The following is a 21,049-nucleotide window of genomic DNA, read 5'->3' on the forward strand; positions in this document are numbered from 1 at the left end:
CCTTGTTCTCAACGGGGGCGAAGCCTCGCCTTGGGACCTTCGGCCTCAGGCCATCTTGCGCAGGTAGGTCCAGGTCGGGACCCGGGCGTTGCGCGCCACGGACCAGCTTTCGGCATCGCCCAGATAGTCGAAGCCGCAGTTGGTCAGCACGCGGGCCGATCCCGGGTTGTCCTGGAAGACCTCGGCGAACAGCGTGCGCGCGCCATGCGGATTGGCCGCGACCAGAGCCGCGACGGCCTCGCTCGCGAAGCCCGTGTTCCAGAAGCCCGGGGCGACCCAGTAGCCGATCTCGGACTGGTCGTTCTCCATCCGGGTCAGCGACACCAGCCCCAGCACCTCGGCCAGCCCCTGCTCGGATCCGTCCATCGCCCAGACGTCCTCGACCCTTCCCGCCGACATGGCACGGGTGACGAAGGCCTCGGTCGCGCCGGGGGGCAGCGGATGCGGAATCGCGCGGGTGCCCTCGGCCACGCGGCGGTCGGCGGTATAGAGCGCGATGAGCCCGGCATCGGACTTGCGCAGCGGTCGCAGCACGAAGCGCTCGGCCTCGATCACCGGTTGGTCCGCCAGCAGGATGGTGTCCTGGATCATCGTCGTCTCCTTCCGCTTGCGCGGTCTCCCTCCACGAGATGTGGCGGGTGTTTACTCATCAATCCACCGCCCAAGGGCGGAAACTTGCCGAAAACCCGGCAATCCGGGGGTTTTTCGCGGCTTTGTGACCCGGAAACCGCAATTCCCGCCACCGCCGCCGTCATCCCCGGCCCCGAGGGCGAAACGAAAAGGGACCGGCCCTGCGGCCGATCCCCCTCTTACAGAAACCCTGTGAAGGTTCGGCTTACTCGGCCGCCTCCGCGAGCGGGAGAACCGAGATGAAGGTGCGCCCCTTGAGGCCCTTCTTGAAGGCGACCTTGCCTTCGGTGACGGCGAAGATGGTGTGGTCACGGCCCATCTCGACGCCCTCGCCCGGCCACCAGGTGGTGCCGCGCTGACGCACGATGATGTTGCCCGGGATCGCAGCCTGGCCGCCATAGAGCTTCACGCCAAGACGGCGACCGGCGCTGTCGCGACCGTTGCGGCTGGAACCGCCTGCTTTCTTGTGTGCCATGGGGGATTACTCCTTCGCTTCGGCGGTCTTGGTGCGCGCACCGACCGCGGCCTTCACGCCCGACTTTTCCGCGCCCGAGGCGAGGACGTCGGTGATGCGGACCAGCGTCAGGGTCTGACGGTGGCCACGGGTCCGCTGCGACGAGTGCTTCCGGCGGCGCTTGTGGAAGGTGATGACCTTGTCGGCCTTGATCTCGTCGATCACTTCCGCCTGCACGGCGGCACCAGCGACCAGCGGCAGACCGAAGACCGGGGCGTCGCCGCCGACCATCAGGATGTCGTTGAACTGGATCTTGTCGCCGGCAACAGCGTTCAGGCGCTCGACGCGGAGCACGTCGCCCGCCTGCACCTTGTATTGCTTGCCGCCGGTCTTGAGGACCGCAAACATGGGTCGTTCCTTTTCAATGTCCGCGTCCTGCGGCCCCCGTTGCCGGGTGTTCGTGACGGGGGATCCCGCCGCCTTCGGACTGCGCGCCCCGCGAGGGGCGTTGGTGTCATAGAGAATCCCGGCGGGTCCCGGGGGGCCGCCGAAGATGCGGGCTTATCCCGGATCGCCCCCCGCCTGTCAAGACGCCGCGTCAACCGCCCGTGCTGTCGCAAGGGGCGCGGTGCTCGCTGCGGGCTAAAGCGTCTGGCCCGCGATGCGATGCGCCGCGGCCACGCCCATCCGGTGCGAGACATCGACGAAGACCGCGTCGAAGCCGGCGAAGATCGCGGTGTTCAGCGCCCGCCCGGGACCCGAGGCCGAGAAGGCGGTGTAGTCGGCCAGCTCGCGCTCGCTCAGCGGCGCATAGGCCAGCGCGAGATAGGCGAAGAGCCAATCGCGCGATTCCGCGCGCAACGCCTCTTCCTGACCCGCGGCCTTGGCCAGCAGGTCTTCTTCGGCCATCGGTTCGGGGAAGGCGCCGCCCTCGGACAGGCCGCGCCAGAAGGCGAGATTCGCGTTCAGCCCGCCGATGACATTGGCCTCGACCATGTCGCCGGCCTCGATGAAGGCACTGAGCGAGCGGAAGCGCGGATCGCGCGCCGCCATCATGTCGCCGGCCTTCAGGGTCGCGTCATCCTCGACATCGGGATCCAGCATCGCCCGCCGGGCCGAGACCTCGAGCGGCACCGCCCGCGCCCCGACCCCGTCGGTGAAGAAGCGCGCCATCGGTTCGAGGTCGCGGGCGCCGAGGCTGTCGCGGAAGGCGCGGAAGAAGATCGGCGACGTTCGCTCGGGCGCGTAGAGCGCGCGGACCTCGTCGATCCAGCCGCCCCCGCCCTTGCCCGGGAACAGCTCGCCCTCGACATCCTCGGCATAGCCCGCGCCCTCGTCCTGCATCAGGGCGATGATCTCGGGCAGCGCGAGCAGCCCGCCCAGCCGCTCGACCGGGTCCTCGGCCGCGGCGGGCGCCTGCCCGGCCTGGGACGTGACAGGGGGCCTGTCGGAAACCGATCCGGGCGCCGGCACCGGTGCTGCCGGGGCAAGCGTGGTGCCTGCCGCCTGCGCCAGCGCCGGTCCCGGCAGCGCAAGCGCCAGAAGCGCCGTCACGGCGAGGGGACGAAGCGGGCGAAGCGGGCGCGGACGGGGTGCGGGAGACATGTCGGAAACGCTAGTGCGGCGCGTGTCGCTTGCCAATGGGGAGGTTCTCCGGCGCGGTGGTTTGCACGGCGGTTTGAGGGGTTGTGAAAATTTCCGCCGCGGGGTGTGAAAATCGGGTTGCAGCCCGCGCGAAGCATCGCTAAATCCCCGCTCCACGACGACCCCTGACGCGGAGAGGTGGCAGAGTGGTCGAATGCGGCGGTCTCGAAAACCGTTGTCGGTGCGAGCCGACCCAGGGTTCGAATCCCTGTCTCTCCGCCACAGGTCGCCGGGTGAAATCCCCCGACATCACAGAACGTTGCGCCTGACCTCAGGCCAGCCTCACGCGCGCTTGGGCACCTTCCGGGCCGTCGCCGGCGCGGCCTGTCCGTCCGCCGTGTCGCACTCCCTGCCCCGCACCGCTGCCGTCCCGGTCATGTCTTCGCGCCAGACGAGGTCCAAGCATCGCGCGACCGGGTCCGGCACCCTGAAAGCATGCGCCGAAGAATCACCCCATCGCGAAAGCGCAAGGATTTTCTTTGCATGGGTGCCATTCTGACGTGACGTTAGATCAGCTTTGACAGGTTCGGCATGCATAAGTATGCCGCCCCTACGGGAGGAAGACCGCCAACCGGCCCGGATCCACGCGATCCCCGGGCCGGAGGGCACCGAAGCTTGGAGTCCTCCCCTTGTCCGATCCCAAAGACACCGCCACGACCGGCGGCACCTTCCGCGTCACCCGCCGCCGCCTGCTGGGCACCGCGCTGGGCGCGGGCGCCGTCCTCGTCGCCTCGAGCCTGCTGTTCGGCGGCCAGTACCGCGCCGAGACCGCGGACCGCAGCGTCGACGTGCTGATGATCGGCGGCGGCATCATGTCGGCGACGCTGGGCGTCTACCTGACCGAGCTGGAACCGGACTGGAGCTACGAGATCTTCGAACGCCTCGACGGCGTGGCCGAGGAAAGCTCGAACGGCTGGAACAATGCCGGCACCGGCCATTCGGCGCTGTGCGAGCTGAACTACTGCCCGATGGACGAACAAGGCAATGTCCAGATCGCCAAGGCGATCCAGATCAACGAATACTTCCAGATCTCGCGCCAGTTCTGGGCCCATCAGGTGACCCGCGGCGTGCTGGGAACCCCGCGCGGCTTCATCAACGCGACCCCGCACATGAGCTTCGTCTTCGGCGAGGAAAATCGCGACTACCTCCACAAGCGATTCGACGCGCTGAAGGCCAGCCCACTGTTCACCGGCATGGAGATCACCGACGATCCCGCGACGATCGCCGAGTGGCTGCCGATCATGATGGAGGGCCGCAAGGGCGACGAGGTCATCACCGTCAGCCGCTCGAACCTCGGGACCGACGTGAACCTCGGCGAGATCACCCGCCAGTTCTACGCCTTCCTCGGCCAGACCGGGAAGGGCCGCGTCACCACCGGCTACGAGGTCCGCTCGATCACCCGCAACGCCAACGGCAGCTGGCGGGTCTCGGCCTTCGACATGGCCGATGACAGCCGGATCCAGACCGTCGACGCGCGCCACGTCTTCATCGGTGCCGGCGGCGCGGCGCTGCCGCTGCTGCAGCTTTCGGGCATCCCCGAGGCCCAGCAGTATGGCGGCTTCCCGGTCGGCGGCGAGTTCCTGGTCACCGACAACCCCGAGATCGCCAAGCGCCACCTCGCCAAGGCCTACGGGCTGGCCTCGACCGGTTCGCCGCCGATGTCGGTGCCGCATCTCGACACCCGCGTGCTCGACGGCAAGACGGTGATCCTGTTCGGGCCCTTCGCGACCTTCGCGCCGAAGTTCCTGAAGAACGGCTCGTATTTCGACATGCTCGAGGCGACGACGATGGAGAACGTCCTGCCGCAGCTGCAGGTCGGCCTGCACGAATTCGCGCTGGTCAAGTATCTGGTCGGCCAGCTGATGCTGTCCAAGGAGCAGAAGATGGACGTGCTGCGCGAGTACATGCCGCTGGCGAAGGACGAGGACTGGCGGCTGTGGCAGGCCGGCCAGCGCGTGCAGATCGTCAAGAACGAGCCGGGCAAGGGCGGCGTGCTGAAGCTGGGGACCGAGGTCGTGGTGTCGGCCGACCGCTCGCTGACCGCGCTGCTCGGCGCCTCGCCGGGCGGCTCGACCTCGCCGGGGATCATGCTGGAACTGCTGGAACGCGCCTTCCCCGAGAAGGTGAAGGCCGAATGGCACGACAAGCTGCTGGCGATCATCCCGAGCTACGGGCGCAAGCTGAACGAGGCGCCCGAGATGCTGCAGGCCGAATGGGACCGCACCGCCGAGGTGCTGGAACTGGCGCTGCCGATGCCGAGCCTCGATGGCGTGGCGCCGGGCGTGAAGCCGGTCGAGGATCCCGCAGCCGTGAAGAAGGTGCCCGACATCCAGCTGTAAGCCGCGGGCGGTCGCGGGTCCGTCCCGCGGCCGCATCTGCATCGAAGGAGGATGGTGGGTGATGAGAGGGTCGAACTCCCGACATCCTCGGTGTAAACGAGGCGCTCTACCACTGAGCTAATCACCCGGTAGGCGCCGTTTAGCCGCCCCGCGCGCGTGGGGCAAGTCCCCGCTCTGTTAGCGTGGCGTTTACCTGACCTGCGCAGGCTTGGGCCGCGGGCGGTCGCGCGTCGCGGCCGCGGGGGACGGAGCGCGCAGCATGCAGAACTTTCAGGGATGGCTCGACCGCGTCGGCAAGACGTTCTTCGACAACGATTTCGACGGCTATGCCGACACGATGATCCTGCCCTTCGTCATGGTGACGGCCCGCCAGACCATGGTGATCCAGAGCCTCGACCAGCAGCGCGAAGGCTTCGACGCCTTCCGGGCGCTGATGGACCGGCTGGGGGCCACCGACCTGTTCCGGCTGGGCGCCGGGGTCTATCCCGTCGGCAGCACGATCCTGTGCGGCAGCTATGAAACCCATCTGCTGCGCAACGGCCAGCGCCTGATCGAGGCGTTCCGGTCCTCTGCAATGCTGCGTCTGGGCGACGACGGGATCTGGCGCGCGGCCTGCATCGCCAACAGCCTGACCAACCTCAGCTGGCCGATCCGCACCCTGCAGAGCGAGGCGAACGATGCCCCCCTCGCCCGCAAGGACCCCAGCCCCGACTGGATGAAGCTGGCCCGCCAGAAGCTGCCGCCCCTGCCCGGCCTGCCGCCGCAGGCCGGCACCTACGACCAGGGCGACCCGGGCGCGCACTGGCCGTAAGCGGCGCAACGTGCCGCCGGTTCAGACGGCGATGCCGCGCCGCCCGGCGAGATCGGTGAAATACTGCCAGGCCACCCGGCCCGAACGCGCCCCGCGCGTGGCCTGCCATTCGATCGCCTCGGCGCGCAGTGTCGCGTCGTCGATCTCGACCCCGTGGGCATCGCAATAGCCGCGGATCATCGCCAAGTAGTCGTCCTGATCGCAGGGATGGAAGCCCAGCCACAGGCCGAAGCGATCCGAGAGCGAGACCTTTTCCTCGACGGCTTCCGAGGGGTTGATCGCCGTCGACCGCTCGTTCTCGATCATGTCCCGCGGCATCAAGTGCCGGCGGTTCGAAGTCGCGTAGAACAGCACGTTCGCCGGCCGCCCCTCGATCCCGCCGTCCAGCACCGACTTCAGCGCCTTGTAGTGCTGGTCGTCATGGCTGAACGACAGGTCGTCGCAGAACAGCACGAAGCGCGTGCCGGCCGCCGCGCGCAGGTGGCCCAAAAGCCGGCCCACCGTCGCCAGATCCTCGCGCGCAAGCTCGACCAGCTTCAGCGGCAGCCCCTCGGACAGAAGCTGCGCATGGATCGCCTTCACCAGGCTCGACTTGCCCATCCCCCGCGCGCCCCAGAGCAGCGCGTTGTTCGCGGCATGGCCCTGCGCGAAGCGGCGGGTGTTTTCCAGCAGCGTGTCCCGCGCCCGGTTCACGCCCACCAGAAGCCCGATGTCGATGCGCGAGACCTGTCCCACCGGCTCGAGCCGGTCAGGCCCGGTGTGCCACAGGAAGGCATCGGCAGCCGCGAAGTCCGGGGCCCGGCCCGGCGCCGGGGCGATGCGCTCCAGCGCCTCGGCGATCCGCGCCAGCGTCTCGGTGTCGAAGCTCATTCGCGCTTCTCCGGCAGGCCGGGCTCTTCCGGGTCCTCGACCCACAGGCCCTCGGCCCGCAGCTTCGCCTCGCGCTTCTTCTCGATGCGCCGGATCAGGTGGATCGAAATTTCGTACAGCGGGTAGATCGCGCAGAACATGATCGACTGGCTCAGCACGTCCGGCGGGGTCGCCAGCGCCGAGACGATCAGGATGCCGACCACCGCGTATTTGCGCACCGAGGCGAGCCCGTCGGCCGAGATCAGCCCCGCCTTGCCCATCAGCGTCAGCAGTACCGGCAGCTGGAAGCACAGGCCGAAGGCCAGCACGAATTTCATCGTCAACCCCAGGTAGGCCTGGACCGACCCCTGGAAGACGATGCCGGCGGGCGGCGCGTTCGGGTTCACCGGCACGTTCGAGGCGGCCTCTGTCGGGGTCGCGGCCAGCGGCCCCTGCTGGAAGCTCAGGAAGAAGTCGAAGGCGATCGGCAGCACGACGTAATAGGCGAAGGCCGCACCGATCACGAACATGATCGGCGAGGCGATCAGGAACGGCAGGAAGGCGTTCTTCTCGGACTTGTAGAGCCCCGGCGCCACGAACCGCCACATCTGGTAGGCGATGATCGGGAAGGACAGCACCAGCCCGCCGAAGAGCGAGATGTTGACGGCGACGAAGAAGCCTTCCTGCAGCGCGATCAGCACCAGCCCGCAGGCCTGCCCGCGGCCTTCGAGCGCGCCGCAGATCGGCACGGTCAGGAAGTTGAAGATCGGGTTCCAGACCATGAAGCAGACGCACATCGCCGCCACGAAGGCGGCGAGCGACCACATCACCCGGGTGCGCAATTCTGCCAGATGCTCGATGAGCGGGGCGGCGCTGTCGTCGATCTCGTCGGTGGAGGCGGTCATGCCCGTCGGTTCCTTGGTCTGTTCTGGTCGGGGGGTTCAGGGGACGGCGGCCCTCAGGCCGCGCCGCCCTCTCCGCCGGCGGTCGTGGGCAGCCCGTCGGCTGGTGCGGCGCTCGGGGCGGCGCTCTCGCGGCTGCGCAGCGTCGCGACCCGGCGCACCGGGTCGGCGGCCGGCGCATCGGCACCCGCGTCCGGGGCGGCGGCGACCGTTTCGGGCACGGCTTCAGGCAGGGCCGAGGCCGGCGTCTGCCCGATGGTGCCGATGCCGACGCCATCCTTGCCCGCGGCGGCCTTCGCGGCCCGCGCATCGGCCAGCGCCTGCGTCGCGGGACCCATCGGCTTCTTGGGAAGCTTCGGGTCCCATTTCTCGAAGCGGTCGGCGGCCTTCTCCAGCGCGTCCAATCCCAGCGACTTCTTCGAGGTCACGTTGCGCAGGTCCTTGGCGACATCGTCGACCCCGGCCTCCTTCGCGGCATCCTCCATCGCGCGGCTGAATTCGCGCGCCATGGACCGCGCCTTGGCGGTGATCCGCCCCAGCTGGCGGAACATTACGGGCAGGTCCTTGGGACCGACCACGACCAGGGCCACGACCCCGATCAGGAGCAGCTCGCTCCAGCCGATATCCAGCATTGTCTCAGCGCCTCCGAGCGCCGCGCCAGAGCGGCGCGGCCACCGTCCATGTGAGCGTCAAACCGATCCTCTCCGCGGCGCGGATCAGACCTTTTCCTTCTCGCTCTCGGGGGTGACGTCGCGGGTGGTGCGCGAGGTCTCGATCTCGTCGTTGCCGTCCTTCACGCCCTGCTTGAAGGCGGTGATGCCCTTGCCGACCTCGCCCATCAGCGACGAGACCTTGCCGCGCCCGAAGAGCACGAGGACGATGACGGCGATCAGAAGCAGGCCGGGCAGGCCGATGTTGTTCAGCATTGTCTTGTTCCCCAGTCAGCCGCGCGCCCATCCGGGGCGGCGGTCACAGAAATCCCGGAAGCCTTGATACGCCCTGCGCAGAGTCGCGAAAAGACGCGCAGGGGCTCGCGCCCGCGCTCAACTGACAGTAATTTGTCAGTTGCACCCAGCCACGGGGGAACCGGCGATGAAGCGCGACCAGAGGCTTTACGACATCGTGCAGCAGATGCGCGACGGCCGGCTGCACACGGCCGAAGAGCTGGCGGCGACGCTGGGCGTGTCGGTCCGCACGATCTGGCGCGACATGGCGATCCTGTCGCAGACCGGGATGCCGGTCTCGGGCGAGCGGGGACTTGGCTACATACTGCGCGCGCCGCTGGTGCTGCCGCCCACGCTGATGACCCCGGACGAGCTGCAGGCGCTGGTCCGCGGCCTGCGCCATGTCGCGGGCGACGAGGCCGACTCCCTCGCCCGCCCCGCCCGCACCCTGCTGGCCAAGGTCGCGACCCTGCTGCCACAGGCGGCGATCGACGAGGGCGAGGGGTGAAACGCCGGGACGCTCGTCAACCGTGGCACCGCATGCTCTAACCAAAGGGGTGATTGCATTCACGCGTGTGCCGAGACCGTGACGGAGAATGACGAGTGACGACGAAGGACAGACAGGCCTGGCTTGAAGAGCAGGTGGCGAAAACCCTGCAGCGGATTGCCGGTGAGACCGACGCGAAGAAGCTGCGCTCCCTTCACACAAACATCACCGCGCACCCCGAGATCAACGAGGACCAGCGCGAACGTCTTGACGATGCCGTGGTGACGCGGCTCTGGGCTGTAGCCCCCAAGGTCGCAAGGGCGGTCAGCGGCCCAAAGGACGGCCCCGGCCGGATTTACCTTCAGAAGGTCCTCGACGAGCTGAACGCTGCGTACGATCTTTCGGGCAACCAAGTCGGTTCGCATGTGAAGACTGGCGGCGACATGCTTGCCGGGCGACTGCATGTCTCGGTCTACATTTCCTACAAGACCATGGACGCACGCAACCTGCGCCTGCGCTGGGCGCAGGATCTGCCGGACAGCGATCCGCGGCTCGAGCTATCGCTGCGCCATCTTGGAAAGACATCGACCTGCACGGACCTGCACGAGACCTCGACCGACGGGACCGCCATGGCCGCCCGCTACCGGGCCGAACTCACGAAACTGCTGGACTAGCCCGGAAAGACGAAGCAACGGTCGCGACGGATTGTCAGCCACAGCGGCGTGCCGGGCTTGGGCAGGAACACCGCCGGCACCGTCGCGCGCAGGATCGAGCCGTCGAACTCCATGCGGAACTCGACGAGGCTCTCGCGCCCGAGGAACCGCGCGCGTTCCACGATGCCGCGCGCCGGCGTGCCGTCCTGCACCGTCGGGTTCGGCCCGCGGCCCGAGCGGTCGAAGTCGATCTTCAGGTGCTGGGGCCGGATCACGATCTCGACCTTGCCGCCCTCGGCATGGCCCGGGGTCAGGAAGGCGCCGAACGGCGTCTCGGTCAGCGCGCCCTGCACCCGCCCCTCGATCACGTTGATGTCCGAGAAGAAGGCCGCCGCCGCCCGGTCGACCGGCGCGTTGTAGAGGTTGTAGGGCGCGCCCATCTGCACCACGCGCCCGCCGCGCATCAGCGCGATCTGGTCGGCCATGCGCATCGCCTCGTGCGGCTCGTGGGTGACCAGCAGCACCGCCGTGCCCTCGGCCTTCAGCACCGACAGCGTGTCGTCGCGGATCCCGTCGCGCAGCCGCTCGTCAAGGCCCGAGAACGGCTCGTCCATCAGCAGGATCCGCGGCCGCGGCGCCAGCGCGCGCGCCAGCGCGACCCGCTGGCTCTCGCCCCCCGACAGCTCGTGCGGATACATGTCGATGTAGCGACGCATCCGCACCTGCTCGAGCAGTTCCTCGACCCGCCGGCGCTTGGCCGCGCGGTCGAGGCCCTTCAGCCCGAAGGCCACGTTCTCGGCCACCGACAGATGCGGGAACAGCGCGAAGTCCTGGAACATCAGCCCGATCGAGCGCTGTTCAGGCGGGCAGTGCAGGGCCCCGTCCGACACCGGCCGCCCCTCGACCAGCACCCGGCCCGCGTCCTGCCGGTCGACCCCGGCGATGATCCGCAGCGTCGTCGACTTGCCGCAGCCCGAGGGGCCGAGCAGGCAGGTCACCTCGCCCGCGGCCAACCGGAACGACACGTCGTCGACCACCGCCCGGCCGGCGAAGCGGCGGGTCAGGTTCTCGACGGCAAGGCGCGGGGCGGCGGGCGGCAGGGACTGGGGCACGGAAGGGCTTCGGCTTTCTGGCAAGGATCGGGGGCGGGCTTAGCAGCCGCCCCCGCCCGGGGCAACGCCAAGGCTCAGAGCGTCGAATTCATCGCGCCGCCGTCCAGCAGCCAGTTCTGCCCGACGATGAAGCCCGCATGGGCCGAACACAGGAAGGCGCAGGCCGCGCCGAACTCCGCGGCTGTGCCATAGCGCCCCGCCGGGATCGTCGCCTCGCGCCGGGCGCGTACCGCGGCCTCGGTCATGCCCTCGCGCGCGGCGGCGCCCTTGTCGAGCGAGGTGCCGCGGTCGGTGTCATGGATCCCCGGCAGCAGGTTGTTGATGGTGACGCCCTGACCTGCCACCTGCCGCGCGGTGCCCGCGACGAAGCCGGTCAGCCCCGCGCGCGCGGCGTTCGACAGGCCAAGCTGCGCGATCGGCGCCTTGACGGATTGCGAGGTGATGTTGACCACCCGCCCCCAGCCGCGCGCCATCATCCCCGGCAGGCAGGCCTGCATCAGCGCGATAGGCGTCAGCATGTTGGCGTCGAGGGCCCGGACGAAATCCTCGCGGTCCCAATCCGACCAGAGCCCGGGCGGCGGGCCGCCGGCATTGGTGACGAGGATGTCGATCTCGCGCCCCTGCCCCAGCGCCGCCTCGAGCACCGCCGCGCGTCCCCCGGCGGTGGTGATGTCGCCCGCCACCGCGGTGACCTCGACGCCGGTCGCGGCGCGGATCTCGGCCGCCGTCGCCTCCAGCGCCTCGGCGCCGCGCGCGTTCAGCACCAGATCGACGCCTGCCTCGGCCAGCGCCAGCGCCGAGCCACGCCCCAGCCCCTTCGAGCTTGCCGTCACCAGCGCGCGCCGTCCCTTGATGCCCAGATCCATGCGGCTCTCCCTTGTCCGGTCTGCCGTGCCCGATGGCCAAGCAGAGCCTTGTCGCGCGCGGGGCGCTGTGACAGGAAAGCCCCGCCGCCGCCGAATTTGGATCAAATATGAAACATTCTTTCGGCAGACACGTATTCGGGGCGACCATGACAAGGTCGGCCCCGGCCCACAACCCCGGAACGCCCCCCGCGCGGCCCCGCGCGCGGGCCACGTGCAGTCGAGACGGACCCCGCAGGATGACCACGCGCCAGAGCCCAGACACCCTTGCCGCCGCGCCGGCCTTCGCGCTGGCGCTGTTCTCGGCCCATGACATCTGGGTGGTCGCCGGCGCGAACCAGGGCGACGGGCTCGACGATCCCGACAGCTGCGAACCCGGCGACATCTACCGCCTCGACCCCGCCGCCGAGCCGCTGACGCTGCGGCTCAGCGCCACCTCGGGCCAGCAATGCGTGGCCGCGGGCTCGGCGCTGGGGGCGGCGGGGGATCCGGTCGCCCCGGTGGCGCTGCTGACCCTGATGGCGCCCGACGGCGACCGGCTCGAACTGCTGGTGATCCGCCACGCGCCGAGCGGCGCGGGCTTCGTGCTGCCCTTCTCGCCGGTCGCGCCGCGCACCGACTACACGCTGATCTCGATCGAACCGCCGCCGGCCGACGTGCGCCTGGCCGATGTCGCCTGCGCCTCCTTCGCGGCCGGGACGATGATCACAATGGCCTCGGGCGCCCAGCGCGCGATCGAGACGCTCTCCCCCGGCGACCGGGTGCTGACCCGCGACAGCGGCGCGCAGCCGGTGGCCTGGGTCGGGCGCGCCACGCTGCGCGCGCAGGGCGGCTTCGCCCCGGTCGCGATTGCGCCGGGCGCGCTCGGCAATGCGGGCGAGTTGCGCGTCAGCCAGCACCATCGCCTCTTCCTCTACCAGCGCGCGGGCGAGCGGCTCGCCCCCACGGCAGAGCTTCTGGTGCAGGCCAAACATCTTGTCGGCGATGACGAGATCCGCGTCGTCGAAGGCGGCTGGGTCGATTACGTGGCGCTGGTCTTCGACCGGCACGAGATCGTCTATGCCGAGGGCATCCCCTGCGAAAGCCTGATGGTCTCCGAAGCGACCCTGAGCCTTCTGCCCCGCGACCTCTCGGACGAGGTCAAGGCGCGCTTCCCCGGCCTCAGCCACCACCAGCATTTCGGCACCGAGGCCGGGCGTGAAACCTTCGACGCCGAGGCCCGCGCCGCCCTCCTGCGCCGCCGCGGCCGGGGCTGAGCCTCCGCCCGGTGGACAGCCGCGCCTCCGGCGGGGATATTTGAGCCAATGAGAAAGCGCCCATTCTCATTGGTCCGAATATCCCGGGGATGAGGGCGCAGCCCGAGGGGGCACCGCCCCCTCTCCGCCATTGCCCAAGAAGCGCGAAGCGGCTATCTGCCGGGCATGCTCGACAATCGCCCCGCCCTTCCGCCCGAAATCGCCCGCCGCCGGACCTTTGCGATCATCTCGCACCCCGACGCCGGCAAGACCACGCTGACCGAAAAGTTCCTGCTCTTCGGGGGCGCGATCCAGATGGCCGGCCAGGTCCGCGCCAAGGGCGAGGCACGGCGCACGCGCTCGGACTTCATGAAGATGGAGCAGGACCGCGGCATCTCGGTCTCGGCCTCGGCGATGTCGTTCGACTTCCGCCAGTACCGCTTCAACCTCGTGGACACGCCCGGCCACTCCGACTTCTCGGAAGACACCTACCGCACGCTGACCGCGGTCGATGCCGCGATCATGGTGATCGACGGCGCGAAGGGCGTCGAAAGCCAGACGCGCAAGCTGTTCGAGGTCTGCCGCCTGCGCGACCTGCCGATCCTGACCTTCTGCAACAAGATGGACCGGGAAAGCCGCGACACGTTCGAGATCATCGACGAGATCCAGGAAAACCTCGCGATCGACGTGGCCCCGGCCTCCTGGCCGATCGGCATGGGGCGCGAGTTCATCGGCGCCTATGACCTGCTGCACGACCGGCTCGAGATCATGGACCGCGCCGACCGCAACAAGGTGGCCGAGACGGTGCAGATCACCGGGCTCGACGATCCGAAGCTTGCCGATCACGTCCCCGCCGACCTGCTCGCGAAGCTGCGCGAAGAGGTCGAGATGGCGCGGGAACTCCTGCCCGCCTTCGACCGCAAGAGCTTCCTCGAAGGGCACATGACGCCGATCTGGTTCGGCTCGGCGATCAACAGCTTCGGCGTGCGCGAGCTGATGGACGGCATGGGCGAATACGGCCCCGAGCCGCAGCCGCAGACCTCGGACAGCCGCCAGATCGGGGCCGAAGAAAGCCCGGTCACCGGCTTCGTCTTCAAGGTGCAGGCCAACATGGACCCCAAGCACCGCGACCGCGTGGCCTTCGTGCGCCTCGCCTCGGGGCATTTCGAGCGCGGCATGAAACTGCTGCACGTGCGTTCGAAGAAGCCGATGGCGGTGACGAACCCGGTGCTGTTCCTCGCCGCCGACCGCGAGCTGGCGGAAGAGGCCTGGGCGGGCGACATCATCGGCATCCCGAACCACGGGCAATTGCGCATCGGTGACGCGCTGACCGAGGGCGAGCCGCTGCGCTTCACCGGCATTCCCAGCTTCGCGCCCGAGCTTCTGCAATCTGTGCGCGCGACGGACCCGATGAAGGCCAAGCACCTGGAAAAGGCGCTGATGCAATTTGCCGAGGAAGGCGCCGCGAAGGTCTTCAAACCCTCGATCGGCTCGGGCTTCATCGTCGGCGTCGTCGGCGCCCTGCAGTTCGAGGTTCTGGCCAGCCGGATCGAGATCGAATACGGCATCCCGGTGCGCTTCGAGCCGACGCAGTTCCAGTCCGCGCGCTGGGTGCAGGGCGACAAGGCGGCGATCGAGAAGATGGTCAACGTCAACAAGCAGCACATCGCCACCGACAACGACGGCGACCTCGTGTTCCTGACCCGCCTGCAATGGGACATCGACCGGGTGCTGCGCGACTACGAAGGCCTGCGCCTGACCGCCACCAAGGAAATGATGGTCTGAAGGCGCCTGCCGCCACGACAATGTGATCCGAATCGGATAGGTCGTTTCCGCACCCGCATTTTCGGGTGCGGTTTTTTTATGATTGGATCATTTGATGCTGCCTATGTTCCCCAAGGCACTGATCGCCGCCGGCGCGATCGCCCTCACCCTTTCCCCCTCCGCACAGGCCGCTTCGGTCGCCGTCTTCGGCGAGCGGTACGACATCAGCGTGATCAACGACTTCTACGATGGCCTCTCGGGGCACAGCTCGTCGATCATCGACACCCTCGAGGACAGCACCCTCGCCTCGGTCGATCTGCTCTGGGCCGTCCAGCCCTCTGACGCTTACACCGACAGCGAGGTCGCCGCGCTGAGCACCTTCCTCGCCGGTGGCGGCCGCATCGCCTTCATGGGCGAACACGGCGGTTACGCCCCGGCCGAGAACAACTACATCACTGCCGTCCTCGCCAGCCTCGGCAGCACCATGTCGATCGTGAACGAGGCCTATGACGGCGGCTATCAGGACGCGACGATCGCCGACGGCCAGATCCTCGAGCATCCGCTGCTCGACGGGGTCGAGGTCTACAACTACGCCGCCTTCGCCCCGCTGCAGCTGGGCGCGAACGGCCAGGCGCTGATGATGGGGGCCGACCTCAGCCATGTGATGATGGCCTACGAGAATGTCGGCGCGGGCTCGATCTTCCTGATCACCGACCAGAACGTCTGGGACAACGTCTATTCGGACTTCAACGACAACGCCCGGATGTTCGAGAACCTGCTGGTCGGCGACGTCGAGAACCCCGAGAACCCAGGGAACCCGGCGCCTGTCCCGCTGCCAGCCGGTGTCTGGCTGCTGGGCTCGGGCCTCGTGGCGGCCGGCGCGCTGCGCCGCCGCAAGACCGCCTGACGTCTCGCGGGTCGCCCCCTCGCGGGGCGGCCCGCCGCCGGCTTCGTAGGCACGTTCTTCCTCGCCATGGCGCCGCCGGCATGATCTGACAGCGGGCAGAACCATGCCGGGGACCGCCGATGCCGCTTCAGAACCGCCTGCTGCCCACGTCCGAGATCGTCTCCGCTCCCGGCCGCGGCCTGTTCATGGGCAACCGCGGCATCCTGCATGACGACCACCGGCAGTTGGGCAAGGCGCGATGGCGCCACCGCAACTGGATCTGCTGTGCGCTGTCCTTCAAGGGTCGCAAGCGCCGCCTGATGGCGCCGGGCTGCTATACGGAACTGTTCTTCCTCGACGAGGCGGCCGCCCTTGCCGCCGGCCACCGTCCCTGCGCCGAATGCCGCCGGACAGACTACCTCGCCTTCCTCGACGCCTGGCAGCGCGCGCGGGGCGAACGCCCGAAAGCGCCGGAACTCGACCGCATACTGCACGCGGCGCGCCTCGACGGTCGCGCGCAACGGCGGTTCGAGGCAGCGGCGCCGGATCTGCCGGCGGGCGCTTTCGTACTGTGGGACGACGTGGCGCACATTCTGATCGACGACGCGATGTTTCGTTATTCGCCAGAAGGTTACACGGCAAAGCTCAAGCGACCTGCGAACAGTGTGACCTGCCTGACCCCGGCCCCGATCGTCGAGGTTCTGAAGGCAGGGTACAAGCCGCTGCTGCACCCCTCGGCCGGGTGATCAGCCCTCCCAGACCTCGTCGGTCCAGACCTCGAATTTCGACAGGACATGCGGCCCGAAGGATTGGATCAGCGGCACATCCGCCGCGTCGCGGCCTCGGGCGGTGACGATCCGGCCGATGCGGCGGGCATGGTGGCGCGGGTCGAGCGTGTACCACTTGCCGGCCACGAAGACCTCCATCCAGGCCGAGAAATCCATCGGATAGGGCGCGACCGGCACGCCGATGTCGCCGAGGTAGCCGTTCACGTAACGCGCGGGGATGTTCATGGCGCGACAGAGCGCGATCCCCAGGTGGGTGAAGTCGCGGCAGACGCCCTTGCATTCCTCGAAGGCGCCGAAGGCGGTGCGGGTCGCGTCGGCGTCCTGATAGTTGAAGGCAATGCGCGAATGCACGAATTCCGAGATCGCCTGCACCCTCTCCCACCCCGGCGCGGTGCGCCCGAACAGTTCCCAGGCGACGGGCGACAGCAGGTCCGTTTCGCAGTAGCGCGAGCCGACGAGGTAAATCAGCACCTCGTCGGGAAGCGCCGCGATCGGGGTGTCGCCGGCCTCGGGCGGCGGCACCTCGTCGATCATGCCGTTGTCGCGCAGCGTGGCGTCCGAGCCGAAGGTATATTCGCCCACGGGCGCCACGAAGCGGCGCACGACATTGCCGAAGATGTCGTAGTAGCTGTGCACCGGCACGTCATCGCGGCTGTTGGTCAGTTTCTCGGGCGCCAGAAGGTCGCCCGAGCGTTCCACATGCGCCGCCGTCAGGCAGAGCATCGGGGTGGGCTGGGTACAGGTGACCGTGAACTCGTGACCGAAGCGGATCAGCATCTTCGCCCTCCCCGGGACTTGGGACCGGGGTCAGACGACCTTGGCATCCATGGTGATCTCGGCGTTCAGCAGCTGCGAGATCGGGCAGCCGGCCTTGGCCTTTTCCGCGCATTCCAGGATCTTGTCGGCATCGGCGGGGGCCGAGATCTCGGTCACCAGATGCACCTTGGTCACCTTCGGGCCGTCGGTCATGTCGAGCGTCACCTTCGAGGTGGTGGCGATCTTCTCGGGCACGATGCCTTCCTGGCCCAGGATGTTCGACAGCGCCATCGAGAAGCACGAGGCATGGGCGGCGCCGATCAGCTCTTCGGGATTGGTGCCGGTCTTGCCCTCGAAGCGGATGGCGAAGCCATAGGGCTGGTCCTTCAGGGCGCCGCTCTCGGTCGAGACGCTGCCCTTGCCCTCTTTCAGGCTGCCGCTCCAGACGGCGGATCCGCTCTTGACGATCATCGGGTCTCTCCTTGGCTGAATTTCGTGCAGGGCCGGTTTAGATAGGTCAGGCCGATCGCCCCGGAGGGTGCCGCACCCCCGACCCCGCCCCCACTGAACGCCCGCATCCGGATCGGGTTGCATGACATTCGAAGGAATTCCGGCGCGCCGTCCACGGGGCGTGATCACGTTCGCCCCATGCCGGCCCGGAAAATGAAGATGCCGCCCGGAAAAGCGCCGGACGGCATCGGGAACGGGCAGTCTCAGCGCGCGTTCAGCAGCTCTGGCACGTCCAGCAGCATGATCTCGTTCGCGGCCGCCTGCGTGAGCTCGCGCCCGGCCGAGAACGGCAGGTTGTTGTCGTTGCCGACCATGATCTGGGTGTCGTTGACGCGACGCACGTCCTCGATCGTGAAGAACGGGAAGGTGAAGACGCCCTCCTGCCCGCCGGCGGACTTCAGCCGCGCGAGGCCCTCGGTATCGGTCACGTTCATCAGGTCGACATGGCCGATGCGGCGGGCGAAGCCTTCGGCATCGAGATCGGCGGTGTCGATCAGCACGATGCGCTTGACCAGTGCCGGCGCCGGGAAGCAGTCGTCGGCCGGGCCGGCGGAGCATTTCAGCGCCGGAACGCCCTCGCCGTTGTCGCGCTCGATGATCATCGCGCGGGTCTCGTCGATGAAGTTGAAATCGCCGATCGCGGTCGCACCCTCGGCCAGCCGGAAGCGGAAGCCGGCGCCGGTCCATTCGCCCTTGGCCGGATCGAAGGCCAGCGCGCGCAGGAAGTCGCCCTCGGGCTGGCCGCCGTCCGCAATCAGCGGCTTCTCGAACATCGCCCACAGCAGGCCGGTGCCCGGCTGCAGGCCCATGCCCTCGTAGCCGCCCGAGCGTTGCGACTGCCAGTCCTTGCCCGCCGCCGCCGGCACCACGAGGCGCGGGTTGTCGGGGCTGCGGATCTCGCGCCCGTCCATCATTGTCGGGAACACGTCCAGCACGCGGCCGTCGAGGCTGGCGCGGATCAGATAGGGGCCGAATTCCTCGCCGATCCAGATCTCGCCATTGACCAGCTGGATCGATTCCGGATCGAAATCGGCGCCGGTCAGATAGCGGCTGTCGGTGCCTTCATAGGCGATGCGGAACGGCACCTTGCGGTCGGGGTCGCGCAGGAAGATCGTCTGCTCCAGACCCATGGTGGCCGCGTCGAAATCCGGGCGGATCTTGTGGAAGAACAGCATCGCGTCGGGCGAGTTCGCCTTGGTGCCGAAGCCGTTGTCGGTCAGCGTGTAGGTCGCGCCATCCCCGGCCAGATCCATCGCATAGCCCGAGAAGCCCTGCACCGGCTGGCCGATGAACGGCAGGAACAGTCCGGTCTTGCGCGATCCGTGCGCCTTGCCCACGTCGCCCTCGACGCTCATCGGCTGGCGCACCGGGCCTGCGCCGGCGGCGAACTTGCCCGAGATCATCGCATCGCGCGGCGCGTCCTCAGGCGGCGCGATCAGGCTCAGCGCCGGCAGCACGGCATGGCCGGCGAGGCGCGCGGGGAAGACCTGCCCGGCGGGGTTCGGCGCGGCGGTCTCGGCGGCCAGCGGCACGGCGGTCGCAAGGCCCATCAGGGCCCCAAGGCCGAGGGCGAAGATCGGTCTGGTCATCGGCGTTCTCCGGTCTGGTGACATCCAGCCAAAGCCTTCCGGGACCGGGTCACGGCGCCGTGAGAGTCCCGCGAAATCTTGATGACAGTGCGAAAACAGGCCGAAATCCTGCACAAAGGTTGACCTGACGCGGAATTTACGCTAGCGGCACCTGAACCCCTGTGGACATTTCTGTTCCGGGGTCCGACGCCCCGGGCGCGTCATGCCAGCGCCCTTCACCTTGCGGCCCGATGCCGCAACCAAGGACGCTGATGACCAAGTTTACCGACCTCGCGCTCGACCCCCGCGTGCTTCAGGCGATTTCCGAAGCCGGCTACGAAACGCCGACCCCGATCCAGGCGCAGGCGATCCCGCACGCGCTCGAAGGCAAGGACGTGCTGGGCATCGCCCAGACCGGCACCGGCAAGACCGCCAGCTTCACGCTGCCGATGATCACGCTCCTGGGCAAGGGCCGCGCCCGCGCCCGGATGCCGCGCTCGCTCGTCCTCGCGCCGACGCGGGAACTGGCCGCGCAGGTGGCCGAGAACTTCGACGTCTATGCCAAGCACACCAAGCTGACGAAGGCGCTGCTGATCGGCGGCGTGTCCTTCGGCGAGCAGGACAAGCTGATCGACCGCGGCGTCGACGTGCTGATTGCGACCCCGGGCCGGCTGCTGGACCATTTCGAACGCGGCAAGCTCTTGCTGACCGGCGTGCAGATCATGGTGGTGGACGAGGCCGACCGGATGCTCGACATGGGCTTCATCCCGGATATCGAACGCATCTTCCAGCTGACGCCGTTCACCCGCCAGACGCTGTTCTTCAGTGCCACCATGGCGCCCGAGATCGAGCGGATCACCAACACCTTCCTGCACTCGCCGGCCCGCGTCGAAGTGGCCCGCCAGGCGACGACCAGCGAGAACATCACCCAGAAGCTGATCGAGCTGACGCCGACCCGCAAGGACATGGCCGCCAAGCAGAAGCGCGAGCTGCTGCGCGCGATCATCGATGCCGAGGGCGAGGCCTGCTCGAACGCGATCATCTTCTGCAACCGCAAGACGGAAGTGGACATCGTCGCCAAGTCGCTGAAGTCGCATGGCTACGACGCTGCGCCGATCCACGGCGACCTCGACCAGAGCCAGCGGATGCGCACGCTCGACGGGTTCCGCGATGGCAGCCTGCGGTTCCTGATCGCCTCGGACGTGGCCGCGCGCGGCCTTGACGTGCCGGCGGTCAGCCACGTGTTCAACTTCGACGTCCCCAGCCATGCCGAGGACTACGTCCACCGCATCGGCCGCACCGGCCGCGCCGGGCGCAAGGGCACGGCCTACACGATCTCGACCCAGGCGGACGAGAAATACCTCGCCGCGATCGAGAGCCTGGTGAAATCCCAGCTGCCGCGCGCCGAGGCGCCCGAAGGCTTCGCGCCGTCGGAAACCGGTCGTCCCGACCGCGATCCGAAGGAAGAGCGCGGGCCGAAAGGCCGCACCCGCAGCCGCGGCGGCCGTGGCCGCGCCCGGGAGGAAGCACCGGTCGAGGCCGTCATGGCCGAGGCCCCGGTGGCCGCGCCCGTCGCAGCACCGGAACCGGTCGTGGCCGAGGCCCAGGCACCGCGCGCGCCCCGTGAAGAACGGCGTGAAGAGCGGCGCGAACCCCGCCGGGAAGAGCGTCGCGAAGAGCGCCGGGATGACCGTCGCGAGGGCCGCCGCGACCGCCGCGACCGCGAGGATGACGTGCCGGTCGTCGGCATGGGCGATCACGTCCCTGACTTCCTGATGCGCGACTTCCGCCTGAAGCCCGCCGCCGAGGCCGACAGCGCGAAGTGACCCGCCGGATCTGACGAAAGCCCCGCCC

General features: G+C 68.6%; 21 protein-coding genes, 2 tRNA genes and 1 pseudogene. 10 read left to right on the forward strand and 14 right to left on the reverse strand.

The genetic code is table 11. The annotated features are described in order from the left end of the window. Positions 1-45: 45 nt before the first annotated feature. From V8J36_RS09935 to V8J36_RS09950, 4 genes and pseudogenes are all read right to left on the reverse strand, one after another. A complete protein-coding gene (locus V8J36_RS09935; RefSeq protein WP_336467136.1) occupies positions 46-591 on the reverse strand; it encodes a GNAT family N-acetyltransferase in 546 nt (181 codons plus the stop codon). Between the two features lie 244 nt (positions 592-835). Then, on the reverse strand, positions 836-1,105 hold the full coding sequence (gene rpmA, locus V8J36_RS09940) for a 50S ribosomal protein L27 (RefSeq protein WP_336467137.1): 270 nt from the start codon (positions 1,103-1,105) through the stop codon (positions 836-838). Between the two features lie 21 nt (positions 1,106-1,126). Then, positions 1,127-1,492, reverse strand: a pseudogene (gene rplU, locus V8J36_RS09945) (50S ribosomal protein L21); the annotation flags it as partial. A gap of 234 nt (positions 1,493-1,726) precedes the next feature. Further along, on the reverse strand, positions 1,727-2,689 hold the full coding sequence (locus tag V8J36_RS09950) for a hypothetical protein (RefSeq protein WP_336467138.1): 963 nt from the start codon (positions 2,687-2,689) through the stop codon (positions 1,727-1,729). A 171-nt stretch (positions 2,690-2,860) separates the two neighbouring features. Between V8J36_RS09950 and V8J36_RS09955 the strand changes: the two genes are divergently transcribed. Further along, positions 2,861-2,950, forward strand: a tRNA-Ser gene (locus tag V8J36_RS09955). Positions 2,951-3,357: 407 nt separating this feature from the next. Further along, a complete protein-coding gene (gene mqo / locus V8J36_RS09960; RefSeq protein WP_336467139.1) occupies positions 3,358-5,067 on the forward strand; it encodes a malate dehydrogenase (quinone) in 1,710 nt (569 codons plus the stop codon). A gap of 52 nt (positions 5,068-5,119) precedes the next feature. Here mqo and V8J36_RS09965 read toward each other — a convergent pair. After that, positions 5,120-5,194: transfer RNA gene (locus V8J36_RS09965), tRNA-Val, on the reverse strand. A 132-nt stretch (positions 5,195-5,326) separates the two neighbouring features. Between V8J36_RS09965 and V8J36_RS09970 the strand changes: the two genes are divergently transcribed. After that, on the forward strand, positions 5,327-5,878 hold the full coding sequence (locus tag V8J36_RS09970) for a hypothetical protein (RefSeq protein ID WP_336467140.1): 552 nt from the start codon (positions 5,327-5,329) through the stop codon (positions 5,876-5,878). A gap of 21 nt (positions 5,879-5,899) precedes the next feature. On the opposite strand, the gene V8J36_RS09975 is transcribed toward V8J36_RS09970, so the two are convergent. The 4 genes from V8J36_RS09975 to V8J36_RS09990 all read right to left on the reverse strand — a co-directional run bounded on the left by V8J36_RS09975 (position 5,900) and on the right by V8J36_RS09990 (position 8,555). Further along, complete coding sequence (locus V8J36_RS09975; protein ID WP_336467141.1) at positions 5,900-6,748, reverse strand: ATP-binding protein; 849 nt, start codon at positions 6,746-6,748, stop codon at positions 5,900-5,902. Next, positions 6,745-7,632 carry a twin-arginine translocase subunit TatC gene (gene tatC / locus V8J36_RS09980; protein WP_336467142.1) on the reverse strand — a complete coding sequence of 296 codons (888 nt, stop codon included), beginning with the start codon at positions 7,630-7,632 and terminating at the stop codon, positions 6,745-6,747. Before tatC ends, V8J36_RS09975 begins: the two co-directional genes overlap by 4 nt. 53 nt (positions 7,633-7,685) lie before the next feature. Next, positions 7,686-8,261: a Sec-independent protein translocase protein TatB gene (tatB, locus tag V8J36_RS09985; RefSeq protein WP_336467143.1), complete on the reverse strand. Its 576-nt coding sequence runs from the start codon at positions 8,259-8,261 to the stop codon at positions 7,686-7,688. Between the two features lie 84 nt (positions 8,262-8,345). Continuing rightward, the gene (locus V8J36_RS09990) at positions 8,346-8,555 is read right to left on the reverse strand and encodes a twin-arginine translocase TatA/TatE family subunit (RefSeq protein WP_336467144.1); all 210 of its coding nucleotides are present in this window, start codon (positions 8,553-8,555) and stop codon (positions 8,346-8,348) included. Positions 8,556-8,721: 166 nt separating this feature from the next. On the opposite strand from V8J36_RS09990, the gene V8J36_RS09995 reads away from it, so the two are divergent. Beyond that, positions 8,722-9,081 (forward strand): helix-turn-helix transcriptional regulator, encoded by a 360-nt coding sequence (locus V8J36_RS09995; protein ID WP_336467145.1) that lies wholly within the window; start codon positions 8,722-8,724, stop codon positions 9,079-9,081. A gap of 95 nt (positions 9,082-9,176) precedes the next feature. Next, positions 9,177-9,734, forward strand: a complete 558-nt coding sequence (locus V8J36_RS10000; protein ID WP_336467146.1) for a hypothetical protein — start codon at positions 9,177-9,179, stop codon at positions 9,732-9,734. Here the strand turns inward: V8J36_RS10000 and V8J36_RS10005 are convergent. Both V8J36_RS10005 and V8J36_RS10010 read right to left on the reverse strand, forming a co-directional pair. Beyond that, positions 9,731-10,825: an ABC transporter ATP-binding protein gene (locus V8J36_RS10005; protein ID WP_336467147.1), complete on the reverse strand. Its 1,095-nt coding sequence runs from the start codon at positions 10,823-10,825 to the stop codon at positions 9,731-9,733. The two genes, V8J36_RS10000 and V8J36_RS10005, sit on opposite strands and share 4 nt — an antisense overlap. A gap of 74 nt (positions 10,826-10,899) precedes the next feature. Beyond that, positions 10,900-11,691, reverse strand: coding sequence for an SDR family oxidoreductase (locus tag V8J36_RS10010; protein WP_336467148.1), 792 nt, complete (start codon positions 11,689-11,691; stop codon positions 10,900-10,902). A gap of 236 nt (positions 11,692-11,927) precedes the next feature. On the opposite strand from V8J36_RS10010, the gene V8J36_RS10015 reads away from it, so the two are divergent. The 4 genes from V8J36_RS10015 to V8J36_RS10030 all read left to right on the forward strand — a co-directional run bounded on the left by V8J36_RS10015 (position 11,928) and on the right by V8J36_RS10030 (position 16,319). Then, complete coding sequence (locus V8J36_RS10015; RefSeq protein WP_336467149.1) at positions 11,928-12,944, forward strand: Hint domain-containing protein; 1,017 nt, start codon at positions 11,928-11,930, stop codon at positions 12,942-12,944. Positions 12,945-13,109: 165 nt separating this feature from the next. After that, positions 13,110-14,708: a peptide chain release factor 3 gene (locus tag V8J36_RS10020; protein ID WP_336467150.1), complete on the forward strand. Its 1,599-nt coding sequence runs from the start codon at positions 13,110-13,112 to the stop codon at positions 14,706-14,708. Between the two features lie 94 nt (positions 14,709-14,802). Continuing rightward, on the forward strand, positions 14,803-15,594 hold the full coding sequence (locus tag V8J36_RS10025; protein WP_336467151.1) for a VPLPA-CTERM sorting domain-containing protein: 792 nt from the start codon (positions 14,803-14,805) through the stop codon (positions 15,592-15,594). Between the two features lie 119 nt (positions 15,595-15,713). Beyond that, positions 15,714-16,319, forward strand: coding sequence for a hypothetical protein (locus V8J36_RS10030; protein WP_336467152.1), 606 nt, complete (start codon positions 15,714-15,716; stop codon positions 16,317-16,319). Here the strand turns inward: V8J36_RS10030 and V8J36_RS10035 are convergent, their stop codons facing one another. The 3 genes from V8J36_RS10035 to V8J36_RS10045 form a co-directional block, all read right to left on the reverse strand. Beyond that, positions 16,320-17,138 (reverse strand): transglutaminase-like domain-containing protein, encoded by an 819-nt coding sequence (locus V8J36_RS10035; RefSeq protein ID WP_336467153.1) that lies wholly within the window; start codon positions 17,136-17,138, stop codon positions 16,320-16,322. It abuts the gene before it with no gap. A 30-nt stretch (positions 17,139-17,168) separates the two neighbouring features. Continuing rightward, on the reverse strand, positions 17,169-17,588 hold the full coding sequence (locus tag V8J36_RS10040) for an OsmC family protein (protein ID WP_336467154.1): 420 nt from the start codon (positions 17,586-17,588) through the stop codon (positions 17,169-17,171). A 242-nt stretch (positions 17,589-17,830) separates the two neighbouring features. Then, complete coding sequence (locus tag V8J36_RS10045; RefSeq protein ID WP_336467155.1) at positions 17,831-19,216, reverse strand: esterase-like activity of phytase family protein; 1,386 nt, start codon at positions 19,214-19,216, stop codon at positions 17,831-17,833. 251 nt (positions 19,217-19,467) lie between these two features. Between V8J36_RS10045 and V8J36_RS10050 the strand changes: the two genes are divergently transcribed. Beyond that, complete coding sequence (locus tag V8J36_RS10050; RefSeq protein ID WP_336467156.1) at positions 19,468-21,021, forward strand: DEAD/DEAH box helicase; 1,554 nt, start codon at positions 19,468-19,470, stop codon at positions 21,019-21,021. Positions 21,022-21,049: the final 28 nt, after the last annotated feature.

Source organism: Frigidibacter sp. MR17.14 (assembly GCF_037095735.1).
GTDB lineage: Bacteria > Pseudomonadota > Alphaproteobacteria > Rhodobacterales > Rhodobacteraceae > Frigidibacter.